This is a genomic window from Blastopirellula sediminis, from assembly GCF_020966755.1.
GTDB lineage: Bacteria > Planctomycetota > Planctomycetia > Pirellulales > Pirellulaceae > Blastopirellula > Blastopirellula sediminis.
Window position 1 is genome coordinate 3,267,144 of the sequence record NZ_JAJKFT010000010.1, and the last position, 14,156, is coordinate 3,281,299.

The 14,156-nt window shown below is 59.3% G+C and carries 10 protein-coding genes; 5 read left to right on the forward strand and 5 right to left on the reverse strand.

The genetic code is table 11. From position 1 onward, the window contains the following. Nucleotides 1-5: 5 nt before the first annotated feature. Nucleotides 6-944 carry a cupin-like domain-containing protein gene (locus LOC68_RS24945; protein ID WP_230224029.1) on the reverse strand — a complete coding sequence of 313 codons (939 nt, stop codon included), beginning with the start codon at nucleotides 942-944 and terminating at the stop codon, nucleotides 6-8. Between the two features lie 337 nt (nucleotides 945-1,281). Here LOC68_RS24945 and LOC68_RS24955 point away from each other — a divergent pair, with 337 nt between their 5' ends. Both LOC68_RS24955 and LOC68_RS24960 read left to right on the forward strand, forming a co-directional pair. Beyond that, nucleotides 1,282-2,379 carry a DUF1559 domain-containing protein gene (locus LOC68_RS24955; protein WP_261360170.1) on the forward strand — a complete coding sequence of 366 codons (1,098 nt, stop codon included), beginning with the start codon at nucleotides 1,282-1,284 and terminating at the stop codon, nucleotides 2,377-2,379. Nucleotides 2,380-2,484: 105 nt separating this feature from the next. Beyond that, entirely contained in the window at nucleotides 2,485-2,979 is a 495-nt protein-coding gene (locus LOC68_RS24960; RefSeq protein WP_230224031.1) for a carboxypeptidase-like regulatory domain-containing protein, read from the forward strand. A gap of 10 nt (nucleotides 2,980-2,989) precedes the next feature. Here LOC68_RS24960 and LOC68_RS24965 read toward each other — a convergent pair whose 3' ends face one another. Beyond that, on the reverse strand, nucleotides 2,990-4,204 hold the full coding sequence (locus tag LOC68_RS24965) for a 3-keto-disaccharide hydrolase (RefSeq protein WP_230224033.1): 1,215 nt from the start codon (nucleotides 4,202-4,204) through the stop codon (nucleotides 2,990-2,992). A gap of 165 nt (nucleotides 4,205-4,369) precedes the next feature. Between LOC68_RS24965 and LOC68_RS24970 the strand changes: the two genes are divergently transcribed. Next, nucleotides 4,370-6,289 (forward strand): cation:proton antiporter, encoded by a 1,920-nt coding sequence (locus tag LOC68_RS24970; RefSeq protein WP_230224036.1) that lies wholly within the window; start codon nucleotides 4,370-4,372, stop codon nucleotides 6,287-6,289. Between the two features lie 11 nt (nucleotides 6,290-6,300). On the opposite strand, the gene LOC68_RS24975 is transcribed toward LOC68_RS24970, so the two are convergent. Further along, entirely contained in the window at nucleotides 6,301-6,684 is a 384-nt protein-coding gene (locus LOC68_RS24975) for a hypothetical protein (RefSeq protein WP_230224038.1), read from the reverse strand. Continuing rightward, entirely contained in the window at nucleotides 6,681-8,351 is a 1,671-nt protein-coding gene (locus LOC68_RS24980; protein ID WP_230224046.1) for a PilW family protein, read from the reverse strand. Before LOC68_RS24980 ends, LOC68_RS24975 begins: the two co-directional genes overlap by 4 nt. A 223-nt stretch (nucleotides 8,352-8,574) precedes the next feature. Here LOC68_RS24980 and LOC68_RS24985 point away from each other — a divergent pair, with 223 nt between their 5' ends. Together LOC68_RS24985 and LOC68_RS24990 are read left to right on the forward strand one after the other, a co-directional pair. Beyond that, nucleotides 8,575-9,513: a DUF1559 family PulG-like putative transporter gene (locus LOC68_RS24985; protein ID WP_230224048.1), complete on the forward strand. Its 939-nt coding sequence runs from the start codon at nucleotides 8,575-8,577 to the stop codon at nucleotides 9,511-9,513. Nucleotides 9,514-10,259: 746 nt separating this feature from the next. Then, complete coding sequence (locus LOC68_RS24990) at nucleotides 10,260-11,669, forward strand: undecaprenyl-phosphate glucose phosphotransferase (RefSeq protein ID WP_230224050.1); 1,410 nt, start codon at nucleotides 10,260-10,262, stop codon at nucleotides 11,667-11,669. Here the strand turns inward: LOC68_RS24990 and LOC68_RS24995 are convergent. Beyond that, nucleotides 11,663-14,092 (reverse strand): PVC-type heme-binding CxxCH protein, encoded by a 2,430-nt coding sequence (locus LOC68_RS24995; RefSeq protein WP_230224058.1) that lies wholly within the window; start codon nucleotides 14,090-14,092, stop codon nucleotides 11,663-11,665. The genes LOC68_RS24990 and LOC68_RS24995 overlap by 7 nt on opposite strands. Nucleotides 14,093-14,156: the final 64 nt, after the last annotated feature.

Here is a 14,156-nt window from a genome sequence, read left to right on the forward strand (position 1 = left end):
ACCGACTACTTGGCCGACATCTCGCGAACTTTGGTCGGATTCATCGGATCGAGTTCAAACGTGACCGGATAGGCGTAGTTGCCCGACTGCTTCTTGAACAGTTTGCGATACGCTTTCACGAAGGTGAACGCGGCCATCTTCATGCCGTAGCCGACCCCTTCGGTCGTGGTCGACAGATTCTGGTAACCGCACTGATGGCGGAAGAAGCGGTTCGCGCGGAACAGTTTGATCCGGCGGATCGCTTTGGGGGTCTTGTGTTCGGTCGTCAGCGAAACGTTCAGCCCTTCGACGTTGGTCACGCGATGGGGCGTGTTCTGCGGCCAGGTCACCATCTGTCCCGGCTCCAGTTCCGCGACGAAGGCGCTCTCGTCGAACTTCGGATCGAAGTGGAGCTCTTCGTAGCTCTCGCCGCAGATGACGTCTTCGATCGTCGATTGGGTGACGAAGCGTTCGTCGTTCGGCGGATAGACGTAGGCCCGCTTCTTGCCGCGGAGGTGCCACAGCATGTTGATCGGAATGTCCAAGTGATAGTAGACGATCGCGGTCGGCGACGAAACCAAAAGGTTGGCTGAACGTTCCAGAGCGTGGAATCCGGTCACTTTGGTTTCGAGCTCGTCGTAGATCGAATTGATCAGGTCGGCGTATTCGCGATGATGCGTCAGCATGTTGCGAATGTTCAGCCACAAGCGGCCTTCTTTGGTCGCTTGCAATAGCTGCTCGCCGTTGAGCTTCGACGCGTCCCCTTCTTTCCAGTCCCGTCGATCGGTCTCGTCGGTCCCCATCGTGTTGACGTTCAGCGCGTCGCGGGGATGGGTATCGAGAATCCGAACCAGGTGCTCATCGTCAAACAGGCCGGTCTCCACCAGACGGTGCGTCGTGGTGACGACTTCGGTTTCCATCTGATGCAGGTTCTTATTCCAATCGATCAGGTTGCCGTACGACATGGCGAAAGCCTTTTGGGAGCAAAGGGGGAGCGGCGTCGGTATGCAGACGCCTGCGCAGAAGTTCGAAGGACCTAAAAAACATAGGTCGCAGGCCGGGGGATGCGCTGCCGCGCAGCCCGATTTTTCGACCAATCCCTTTGACTGGAAGGAGGCGACCTCGGCTGTAATGGGCAACAAAGTTGCGTAAGCGTCACGCAGCGGGGTAGAAAATGGCTAAATCGCAAGAAAACAAGGCGAAACTTCGTTTTTTACTGTTTTCGTCCCGCCGCAGAAGGGGTAAGAAGGTACCATCCCAATAATTCCCCTTTCAGATCATGCAATTAAGAGGCCCCGAGTCATGTCCAAGCCACGCGGATTTACGCTGGTCGAGTTATTGGTCGTCATCGCAATTATCGGCGTGTTGATCGCCCTGTTGTTGCCGGCCGTTCAGCAAGCTCGCGAAGCGGCGCGCCGCATGCAGTGCACCAACAACCTGAAGCAGTTGGGGCTGGCGCTGCACAACTACCACGACACCTATCGTTCGTTCGTCTATCGAAAAGGGGGCACCGAAAGCCCCTCCGGCACGACCGATTACAACCTTTCGAACTTCGGGCGACGCAGCGGCTTCGTTTCGTTGTTGCCGTTCCTGGAACAAAACGCGTTGTGGGAGCAGGTGAAGTCGGGCGGAACGAACTTGCCGAACACCGGCGATCATCGTAATCCCGAAGGACCGTCCGGTTGGCAAGCGAGCTGGGCTGGTTGGAAGAACGCTCCCGACATGCTCGTCTGCCCGTCCGATCCGGGCGTGCCGGATAACAGCGGCCCCTACAACAGCTATGGCTTTGTGATCGGGGACCGGATGGACGGCGCCACGAACGACATGAATCCGCGCGGGATCTTCGGCCGCGTGCGAACGACGCGTTTCGCCGACATCATCGACGGTTCGAGCAATACGTTGATGATGAGCGAGCGTCTCTGCGAAGGGGCGACGCCGCGTCCTTCGGCCGGCCACACCACCACCGCCAACGAAATTCAGTACAAACTAGCGGTCGCCGTCGGCATCGCCGGCACGAAAGCGGCGCCGAACGTTTGTTACACTGCGGTCAGCGGCAAGTACATTGTCGCCGGAACCAATATCCAAGGTCGTTGGGGCGTCGCCTGGACTGACGCACAACCAATGTACGTCGGCATTACCACGATCTTGCCGCCAAACGGTCCCGCTTGCACCGATGACTCAGGGCCAAACGGCGATCGCAACGACGTCTGCATTCCGCCGACCAGCGAACATCCCGGCGGCGTGAATGGCCTGTTCGCCGACGGATCGATCCACTTTATCGCCGAGACGATCGACACCGGCAATCTCGGCGTCGCGCAGCCCTCTAGCGGAGCGAGCATGTACGGCGTTTGGGGCGCTTTGGGATCGAAGGCTGGCGGCGAACCGGTCGGAAGCTTCTAGTCCGCTTCCCTCCCCTGCTTTGGAAGTTGTAGCGGCGACGATCGCTAGATTCTCGCCGCACCTTCGTACGTCGAATACTTCACCACCCCTGCAAGTTCCTGCCTTATGTACATCCCCAAAATTCGCCCGGCGCTGGTGCGCACCATCGGGCTTCTCTTGGTTTGTTGTCCGGCGTTTTTCGGCTGTGATTTAGGGGCAAACGGTCCCGGAACAGTTCCCGTTACCGGCAAGATCACCTATCGCGGCCAGCCGGTCCCCGCCGCAATCGTGCAGTTCAAACCGAACGACGGCGACGCGTCTCACGGCGCGGTTGGACGATCGGACGCGGAAGGAGCGTTTCAAATGACGACGCGCGAATTTGCCGGCGTCGTTCCCGGCACGTACCAGATCACCGTCGTGAAGTACGATGCGAAAACGCCGGAAGCGTCCACCAAAGAGAACGAAGAGGAGGAGTATACGCCTCCCGATGAACACGCGCGGCCGACGCCGGGGCCGAAAAACGTGTTGCCGGCCAAATACGCCAACGCCGACAAATCGGGCCTGACGGCGGAAGTGACGCCGAGCGGCCCGAATGAGGTTGTCCTGGAGTTGGTCGACTAGATCGACTTGCCTACTGGTCCGCTGTTTTCGCTTTGCGATCGGCGGGCCAGCGCTTGGGCAACTCGGTGATCTGCAGATTCTTGAACGACAAGTTGGTCGTCGGATCGTGCCCTTGCAGCATGATCGTTCCGGGCGCCGTCCGCAGACCGCGGCGCGGGTTTTCGTCAGGCTTACGCTGATCGGTCCAGTCGGTCACCTGATAGCCGTTGACCCAGACGCTGATGTGCGGCCCTTGGGCGATCAGCGTCTTGGTGAACCACTTCTCATCGTCGCTGACGACGCGGCGGGCTTTGACGCGGCGGAAGATGGCGCCGGTGCCGTGATCGATCGGCAGCGTGCGGTCTTCAGCTTCGTAGCCGTTGTGGATCTGGCTTTCGTAGCCCATCATCTTGTCGCCGGGGATGCAGCGGAAGAAGACGCCGCTATTCAGGTTCTTGGCGTGCGTGATCGCCTCCAGCCGCAAGACGAAGTCGCCGTACGAGTTCTCGGTTTCAAGCTGACCAGGTCCGTTTTCGGCGTGAATCTCTCCGGCCTCCGTAACGGTGAACTTGCTTTCCATTTCGGGGTACGACTTCCAGCCGGCCAGATCCTTGCCGTTGAAGATCGACTCCATGTGAAGCGGCTTCAGTTTCACGTTGCGAAACTCGACCTCTCCCTGGTTGTGCTGCAGCCCGATGAAGCCGAGACCGACGTACTGCGGATCTTCGTACTTCAGCACTTCCGTCCCGTCGAGTTTCACGACGATCGTCCCTTGATCGGCGGTGACGTCGAACGCATGCCACTCGTTGGGCGAGCAACCGGGCGTCACCTTCATGCGGCCGACCAGGCTGCCGGTCGGAAATGAGTTGCTTTCCGGCGCGATATTCAGTTCGTAGCAGCCGTAGGTCGGGCTTTCCGGTTTTGGGGAGGTTCGCAAAAAGATGCCGCTGTTGGTTTCCGCCGGGGCGCGAAACTCGACGTGCAGTTCGTAGTTGGCGAATTGCGTGGTGGTACGTAGCAGGCCGACGTCTCCTTTGGTCGCCCGGATTACTCCCTTATCAACTGTCCAGTCGATATTTCCTTCCGCTTTCCAGCCAAAAGTCGTTTCCCCATCGAATAACAACAACCAACCATCCGCAATTTCGGCCTCCGAAAGCGTATTGGGAGCTTGCTCAGCGTTAGCTGCTGTCAGGGGAGCGACGATTAGCGCAAACAATAACGCCAGAATAATTCGCGGGTTTTGCATTACGGCGACCTGAATAGGAAAGGCGGGGAATGAACGTCTCGAATCAGACGTGTGAGGGGTTTTCTTAACTCTCGACGCTGGTTCAAATTACATCAAACTTTCCGCGCCGTCGAGTCATAGCGAGCTAGACTCTTACGATCCGAGCGCACATCATGATTTGACAACGTGTCTTCTAGCGAAAGCTGTGACTTGCCGCCGTTAACGCCAGAATACTATCCGCTCTATTTCGCCGGGGTGTTGGGACTAGGCATCGCCGCCCAGTGGCTGGCCTGGCGCTTGCATCTCCCATCGATTTTGCTGTTGTTGGCGTTTGGCTTTTTCGCCCAACTCGCGGGTGATCCCGATGAAATCATCGGCAAGGATCTCCTCTTTCCAATCGTCGCCCTTTCGGTCGCCGTGATTCTGTTCGAAGGGGGGATGAGTCTCAAGTTCTCGGAACTGCGCGAAGCGGGGGGCGTCGTGCTGCGCTTGGTGACGATCGGCGCCGCCGTTTGCTGGGGCATCGCCGGCGTCTTCGCCTATTTCGTGATGGGCTTTCCAATCGAGTTGGCCGCCCTGATCGGGGCCATCTTGGTCGTGACCGGGCCGACCGTTATCGCGCCGCTTCTCAATTACATTCGCCCTTCCCGTAAAGTTGGTGCGATCGCCAAGTGGGAAGGGATCGTGATCGATCCGATCGGCGCCGTGCTGGCGGTTCTCGTGTACGAAGCGGTCGTCGCAACCGGTTTGAAAGTGGCGTTCGCCGTCGCGCTGTTGGCGATCGTCAAGACTTTGGTGGTCGGCTTGGTGCTAGGCGCCGCTTCGGCCGTGACGCTGATTTTCCTGCTGCGGCGATTCTGGATTCCCGACTTTTTGCACAACGCTTCGATCCTGGCGGCGATTTTGGTCGTCTTCGCCGTCTCGAACGCGGTTCAGCCGGAGTCGGGACTGTTGACAGTCACCGTGCTCGGGATTCTGCTCGCCAATCAAAAGCGGATCCCCGTTCGGCATATCTTCGAGTTCAAAGAGAACCTCCGGGTGCTGTTGATTTCCTGCTTGTTCATCGTGCTGGCGGCTCGTACTTCGCCGGCCGAGATCGCCAAGGTCGGCTGGCAGGGGTTATTGTTCCTGGTGTTGTTGATCGTAATCGTACGGCCGGCGTCGGTTTTCGTTTCGACGCTCGGCAGCGGGCTGAACTGGCAGCAGAAGGTCTTCCTCTGCTTCATGGCGCCGCGCGGGATTGTCGCTGCGGCGGTTTCCTCGGTGTTCGCGTTTGAAATCGTCGAAGAGTTCACCCATCGCGGCGCTGACCCCGCGACGATCGCTCAGGCCGAATTGCTCGCTCCGCTGACGCTGCTGGTGATTGTCGGTACTGTCACGTTCTATGGACTGACCGCTGCGCCGGTTGCACGCATGTTGGGACTAGCGTCGCCGAACCCGCAGGGCTTGCTGATCGCCGGCGCCGATCGCTGGGTGCGCGAACTGGGAAAAGTGATCCACGACGCCGGATTCCAGGTGTTGCTGGTCGATACCAACTACCGCAACATATCCGCCGCAAAGATGGCAGGCTTACCGGCCCACTGTGCGAGCATCTTGTCGGACTACGTGACCGAAGAGATCAATATCGGCGGCATCGGCCGTTTGATGGCGCTCACCGCGAACGACGAAGTCAACGCGCTGGCCTGCCAAGAGTTCATCCATCTGTTCGGCCGCAAAGAGGTTTACCAGTTGGCGGCGTGGGACTCCGGTTCAGGACGGCGGGCGTCAGTCTCGGAACACTTGCGCGGACGCGTTCTCTTCTCTGAAGGGGTCGACTTCTACGTGGTCGCACGGCGATTCGCCGCCGGAGCGCAGATCAAGAAGACTTCGCTCACGGCTGAGTTCACCTACGCCGACTTCTTGAAGCGATACGGCGATTCGGCCCTCGTCTTGTTCGTCATTGACGAAGGAAAGAAGCTCGACGTTCGTACCGCCGAATCGACTTCCACTCCCAAGCCGGGCCAGTCCCTCATTTCGCTGGTCGATCCGGTCAAACCGGCGACCGAAGAGACGCATCCGGCCGAAGCGGCCCCGACGACGGAAGAAGAATCGACGAGCTCTTCGTAGCGAAGACGCTTCTAGCGGGCGAAGATTTCCAGCCGCACTTCGCCGACTTGATCGCCTGCCTCTAGCAACAGCCCCGCAATTTCAAGCTCATTACGCGGGGCGAGTTGCGTGGTGATGTCGAATCGCTCGCTGCCAGGAGAAACGCCCAGCATCTGACCGTTGAGGGTTACTCTGCCGGAGATCGGGATCGCGTCGAGAACCAGCACCACCTCGTCGTCAGCAGCGAGTCCGGTCGGCGCGTTGAAGAAACGCGTCAGCTTCAAACCGGTATCGCACGTTTCCAGTGGGATGGAGGACCAGTCGCGCGGCAAGTGCAAACGGGTTGGATCGGCCCCTGGTGCGAGATAAGCTTGCCAGGGACCATTCAGGCGAATCGAATGCGGGGCGTTGCTCACGATGATGGGGTCATATTGGCGACGACCGTTTCTTGTCGAATCAATCGCGAGCCATCCTCGATTGCACGGATGGTAATCTGAATGCCGCGGAGCGGATGGTCATACGGCGGAGCCGTTTCTCTTTCCAGCGGATCATCGACGCCGTTGAGAATTGTCGCTGAGTTACCGGCAACATACGGATCATCAATGCCGTTATTTCCTTCGTCAACCAAACTGTCATTGTCCTGGTCGACCCCATCTTGCTCGTAGAGGAGCGGCCAGGTGTCGTAGATCGCCAGGCTGCGAGCGTTGGCCACGCTTGGAGAACGGCCATACTGGTAAATCGGTATCGTCTGGCCGCCGAGTTGCGATTGGGCGGATGGGCCCCCGTAAAAGTGGCCGCCCGTATAGAGGAGCGGTCTTGACGGAGGCGCTCGATTCGGATCGTCCGTGAAGTTGAACCAATTCAGATCGACGTAGGCGCCAGTTCCCGCGGAAATCGCCTTGGGATTTGTGACGTCGACCGTGGCGTCCAAATCTTTAAAGCCGTAGTCGCCGGGAATCGTCGCGATATCGCTGCTCGCCGCGTGGACCAGAATCGGCGCGAGCGGGTCAAACACCTTCACGTCGAAGGCGAGCACTTTCGACATGACGACGTCTTCGCCGGTCCGATCACGGATGCCGGTAATGTTGCTTCCCGTTTCGATGGCGACTTCGTTCATCTTCTCGAACGATCGGAGGTAACGAGGACGAAGCGGGTAGGGAAAATCGGATAATGTTCGTCCGATCAGCGTGCCAGGGGCCGAATGCGGCGTTCCCGTCGGCTCGTCGAACAATGCGGCGGGGCCATTGTTCGCCGTAGCCTGACTAGTCCGAGACATCGACGAGCCGTGTCGATTGGTGCGCGATTGCAGGTCTTCCAGCGAATTGGTTCGCCATTGCCAATTGGCGCCAGTCCCCTTGCTGTAAGCTCGTAGCGCAAGGTCGAAGTTGTTGAACGCCTCTAATTGTGAGATCGATCGCGTCGTGTTCCAAGTCCAGCCTGTACCCGCGTTCCAGCTTCCACTTACATGCACAAAGTCGATGTCGGGGCGGATCAACAACACGCGGCGAAAGAGCGTAACCGTTTCATGTGGGCCGCGAACGCCATTGCCGTCGGTATCGTCAAACGGAGTGAACTCGGTCCAATAAATGATTTCGGCGTAGTGCGAGGTAATTGGAGTGATGTTGCTTGAGCCGTTGATGCAGAGCGTGTCGCCGGCGCCGTCGTTGTTGGTGTCAATTTTTACGAGGTCGCCGACGATCAAACCGACAAACGGCTGTTCTTTGCTATAGGCGGTAAACGCGATGATGTCGTCCGCGTCGCCGGCCATGCTTGTCGCCGTTGCGAAATCCCAATCGCGATCGGGACCTTCAATCACGGTGAAGTAGCCCTTGTTAGCGCCGACGGCGACTAGCGGCAAGCCCGGTGCGGTATGGCAATCAAGGTCGGTCTGCATCGTCGTCGTCAGAGCGCGCAGGTTGCCCGAGAGTTCAATCGTCGAGCGGGCGTCATGCATCGTGTCGCCGAGGAACGCGAAGATCTGCGCGACCGAGAAGAACAGGATGAGCGTCAACGTCGTCGCCACCAACATTTCGACGAGCGTGAGTCCTCGGCGAACCCGAGGCTGGGCGTAAATCTGAGTCATGACGTATCTGTATCCTGGGCGGGCGAAACCGTCGGGAGTTGATCGGGCAATCGACCGCGAATCGGAGCGTCCTATCGGGATGAGACGGGGAGTCGCCAGCTGGCCGCGGCGACTTTGCGACGCTTCTCGGAAAAGTTTATCTTATACACATCTATTGCAGCAACAAACCGCTCGTTCGTCAAGCGATTGGTTGACGCAAGCTGCCGAAATCACAAGGACTTACGTGAAATTTCATCATAACCGGCGCGGCATTGGCCTGCGAGAAGTAATCATCGTCGGGGGCCTGATCGGGCTCGTCTTCCTGATGCTCGCTCCGCTGATTCTGCGGAGCCGCGAGAATGCGCGGCGTAACGCCTGTCTCTACCACCAGAAACTCCTCTCCGAAGCCCTGATCGTCTTTGAGGAAGATCGTCGCGAGCTGCCCGGCTACGCCAATCTGCAAGACGGCGAAGGAACGGCCACGACCGGCTGGCTGTTCCCCATCCTCCCCTATTTGCAGAGCCAGCTCTATCCCGAGTCGCTCGAACCGCCGGTTCCCCCCTATCTGGAAGAGTTTCAGGCCTATTCCGCCCAAGGTGAACTCGCCGGAAAGCGGCCTGATTTCACGATTTACGAAGCGATCTGTCCCGATGACGCGCCAGAAGATCCGGAGCAATGGGGCGGGTTCAACTCCTACGTGGTCAACGGCGGGATGCCCGACGTCGAGCCGTCCGACGCGATTCCGGCCGACTGGGCGGCCAACGGCATCTTTCAGAACCGATTGAACCAGACCAAGAAGGTCGCCTTCGAGCAATTCACGTTGCTTCAGGTTTCGGAAATGGACGGCTTGGAGACGAGCCTGCTGCTGGGCGAGAACGTCGATGCCGGAGCTTGGACGTCGCCCAAAGAGGCCGAGATCGCTTTCGTCTGGAGCAATCGCCCCGACGAGATCGTGGGAATCAACCAGCAAATCGGCAAGGGAGACGGTACGGCCAGGTTCGCCCGACTTTCGAGCTACCATCCCGGAGGCGTCAATCTGATGTTCGCCAGCGGCGCCGGAAAGTTCGTCAGCCAGCAAATTGATGCAATTCTGTTCGCGCAAATGCAGGCGACCAACGACGCTCAGGCCAAGGTCGCCGGGACCGAGGAACTGGTCTGGCCGGAGCCCGATCAGCGGAAATAACGAATGTCGAAATCTGAATGACGAAATTGGGACTGGACCGCGGCGCGCGTTTTTTTCGGGCGGATTGAAACGGCGACATTTACTTTGCCCCCGAATGAACAGTGGACCGCTGCACGCGTTTTTTTTGTGGGCGCCATGCTCTTCTCTCGACTGCGGGAGAAGAGCATGTCTTTGCCCCACGAACAGGACCATTCCCATGGGACTTGAGCGATGCGTTGGACTGGACCGCGGCGCACATTTTTTTGGGGGGGCGGATCGAAGCGGCGACATTTACTTCGCCCTCAAACCAACAGCGGACCGCTGCGCGCTTTTTTTTCGCCGGACCGAAGCGTCATTAATCCGTTAGCTTGCAAATGAACAGTGGACCGCAGCGCGATTTTTTTTCTGCGCGCGTTTCTGCTCTCGAATTGCCAAAGAACGTGAAGTTGGGTGAACCGCATTGAAGAGATGCTCTTCTCGCGCAGATGCGATCAGAGCATGGCGCCAACGCCTGGGGACAAACTCCCCGCGACCTGAAATGGACCGCAAGTCCGTGCGCTTTGTCAAGCGACAATTTCGCCCGCTCCGGGGACCCATTGGATAATCCGTGGGACGCTCCTCCAGCCTGCACAATCGGCGCAATCGGCATCTCAGCAAACGCGCTGCGGTGATGCGCAGAAACTTCTGACCGCCAGCCCGGCGAGCGGGTCGTTTTGACGTATGTTTTTGGGTCACATCTCCAGCGCAGTTCGATAGTTAGCGCAGCAATGACTCCCAACATTTCGGCAATTCGACAGCAATCAACGTTCCTCGACGCCTGTTATCGCGTCGTGGATGGGGTCGCAATCCTGCTTGGATTGTGGCTCGCCGTCGATTGGTCGCACGTCCCGTTCAATTCGTCTCACCAATTCGCAGTCGCCGCTGCGATTGCCCTCTTCTACGTCGTCGCCGAGATTACCGGCGTCTATCGCAACTGGCGCGGCGTCTCGACGCAGCGCGAAGTTGGTTGCGGCATGGCGACTTGGGGAGCGAGCCTGATCGGTTTGATTCTCGTCGGCATCCTCACCGGTCACGCTCAATCGCACTCGCTGCTGACGGCGTGGTACTGGTTGTGGTTTACGCCGGGGCTGATGGTGCTGATGCGAGTTGCGATTCGTTTGGTCCTCGAAACGTTGCGAGCCCGCGGGCTCAACTTTCGTGGCTTCGCCATCGTCGGCGTGAATCCGCTGGGGATGCAACTTGCCGCGAACATCCGCGATACGCCTGATCTCGGTTTGAAATTCGTCGGGTTCTTCGACGATCGTCCGCAAAGCCGCTTGCCGGAGATTCCCGCTTCGCTGGGCTCGCAGGTCGGCGACATCGCCAATTTGGTCGAACGAGCGCGACGCGGCGAAGTCGAACAGATTTACATCACCTTCCCGATGCGAGCCGAAGAACGGATTCGAAAAGTCCTGGCGCAATTGAGCGACTCGACCGCTTCGGTTTATATCGTGCCTGACTTCTTCGTCTTCGAGTTGCTTCACTCGCGCTGGACCGACGTTCGCGGATTGCCGGTCGTCAGCGTCTTTGAAAACCCGCTCTATGGCGTTGATGGGCTGATGAAGCGAACCACCGACATCGTCTTCGGCTCGCTGATCTTGTTGTTCTGTGCATTGCCGATGTTGGCGATCGCGCTGGCCATCAAGTTGACGTCGGCGGGCCCGATCTTCTTCCGTCAGCGCCGATACGGCTTGGATGGACGGGAGTTTTACGTCTGGAAGTTCCGCACGATGACCGTCTGCGAAGATGGTCCGAAGATCACCCAGGCGACCCAAAACGACAAACGACTCACTTCGATCGGCGGCTTCCTCCGCCGGACTTCGCTCGACGAACTGCCGCAGCTGTTCAACGTGCTGTACGGCGATATGTCGCTGGTCGGCCCGCGTCCGCACGCGACCGCCCACAACGAAGAATATCGCAAGGTGATCCAAGGCTACATGCTGCGTCACAAGATCAAGCCGGGGATTACCGGGCTGGCGCAAGTGCGCGGCTGGCGCGGCGAGACCGATACGCTGGAGAAGATGGAACGTCGCATCGAATGCGACCACGAGTACATTCGTACGTGGAGCATCTGGAACGACATCCGCATCTTGCTGCAGACCGTTTCAGTCGTGCTGCTGAAAAAGAACGCCTACTGATCGCCTGATAGCAGCGCCAGTAGGTCGGCCATTTCCGCCAGCGTCAATTGGCCCGGCAGCCCTTCCGGCATGATCGACTTCTCCGCGGCGCGACGCTCGACGATCTCATCGGGATCGACTTCAAAGGTCTTGCCGTTGGCGTCGACGAACAACTCACGCTTGTCCTCAACCAGACGATGCAGTGGGAAGCCGCTCAACACGCGACCGTCGTCCAGCAGCAACATCTCGGCGACGAACATCGGGCCGATCTCTTGGCTCGGCTGCAAGATCGACTGCAAGATGCGGCGACGATCGGTACGAGCCCCAATATGCGTCAGATCGGGACCAACCTTGGCGCCGCGACCAGCGAACGTATGACAACGGGCGCAAGTCGCCCGGCCCGAGGTAAAGACGCGCCAGCCGGCGTCGCGACTGGTCTCGGTCGGCAACTTCGCCAACCAGGCGTCGACATCAGTCAACGCGGGATGCCCCGCCGTTTCCAACTTCGCGGGATCGAGCGACGCCCGCTTCGCCGCCGTAGCGATCGCCGCATCATCGCTGGCCGACAATTGCGACAGTAGCGACGCATACTTCGACTTTTCATCGGCCAATCCACTGATTGCGTCGGCACGCAGCTCCACCGGCAGCTGGCTTTCGACAGCGATCTTGGCGAGTTGTTCGGCGGCCTCCGGCGTCTGCCGCAGGGCAAGCGTGCGAACGGCGGCCGACTGCAGCGCTGCGTTATCGCTATGGGCCCACTCCGTCAGCTTGTCGGTCGTCAGACTGGGGTGACCAGGCGGAAGAAGCGTGATCGCCATGGCCCGTGTGGCGGCCGAAGCGGTTGGCGACGTGGCGGTATCGCTGAGCAGTTTTTGGCTGAGCCATTCGCTGTTGCCCCCGACCTTGCCGCTTTGCAACCAGGCGATCGCCGCCAGGTAAACGGGGAACGAACGAGCCGAAAGCGTCCCGGAAGCAAGTTGCTTTTGCAGTTCTCCTTCGTACTGCTTCAGCTGTTCATCGGCGATCCAGCGAACCGCTTCGATGCGAACCGCTTCGTCCGAGTCGGCGAGCGCTTCGCTCAGATGCGCTTCATCCGCGGAGGCGCCGATCCAGCGCAATGCCTGCAACACGCCGAGACGCTGCTGACCGGTCGGCAACACGTCCCAATCGGTTTCCAGCAAACGCTGCGGCTGTTTGGTCAGACCGGCGATCGCGCCTTGACGGAGGAACAGATCGGTCGAGTCGAGCGCCTGCAGATCAAACTCGGTGGCGAGCGAGCGGGCTTCTTTCTCCGCATCGGAAAGCAGTAGCGGCGCGTCTTTCGGCGGGCCGTTTTTCCACGAGAGTTTCCAGATGCGACCTTTGCCATGCACCGGATAGCTGCGATCGACCCAGTCGGCGAAGTAATAGGCGCCGTCCGGTCCTTCGACCATGCCGGAAGGACGGAAGTTCTCGTCGCCGACGACCACCGGCGACATCCGTCCCCGCACGGTAGCGCCGCGATGTTCCAGCGTATAACGCTCGATGCGATGATCGCCCCAACTGGTGACCAGCAGCGTGCCATGATCGTACAACACGGCGCACGGAGCTTCGCCGGTTCCGGCCGCCATCGGCAACGTGCCGGGAAGTTCGGCGTCCCAGGCTTGCAGCGGATGAACGCCGGAGCGGCCGTAGCGGAATTGATAGCCATAGTCGCCGGTGTCGACGATTTCGAGCAAGCGGCACGGCGGACGACCATCGGGATCGTTATCGACGCAGAAGAGTCGCTCTTGCGGATCAAAGCACATGCCGAACGGATTCCAAACGCCGGTCGCGATCTTCCGCAGCTTCGATCCATCCGCTTCCGAATGATAGACGCAGCCCCCTTCTCCGCCGCCGCTGATTCGCGTCCCGTCCGATCCGACCAGCGCGAACGGTTCTCCCAGGTTTTCCCCCATGCCGAAGATCAGTGATCCATCGGGGGCGAACGTCAAACCGGCCAGTCCGTTGTGCGGGTAGTTCCCTTTCGTTTCGAGATGCGCGATCGGCGTGTTCTCGTCGGCGACGCCGTCGTTGTTGGTGTCGCGCAGGCGGAAGATTTCCATGCGGGTAGCGACGTAGATCGAGCCGTCCGGCGCCGCGGCCAGACTCATCGTGTAGGTGGTTCCTTCGTAGAAGTTGCTCCACGCGTCGAACTTGCCGTCTCCGTCGCTATCGACGTACGCGCGTATGCGATCTTTCTCCGGTCCGACGTAGTCTTCTTTGCGATGATGCGTTTGCGATTCGATCACCAGCAGACGCCCCTTGGCGTCGAAGGCGATGCCGATCGGGGTGACGATCGCGGGATGCTCGGCGATCATCTCCAACTGCATCCGCTCATCAAGCACGCGCGGCGGTTCGGCCGTAGCAAAGGAGACGAATCCGAGAGCGCAAACGAGTGCGGAAAGTAGGAGACGATTTGACATGGGCGGGGACCGAGGAAGGAGCGTTGGGTAGGGGACGGGGCTATTATAATTCGATTACGGGGCA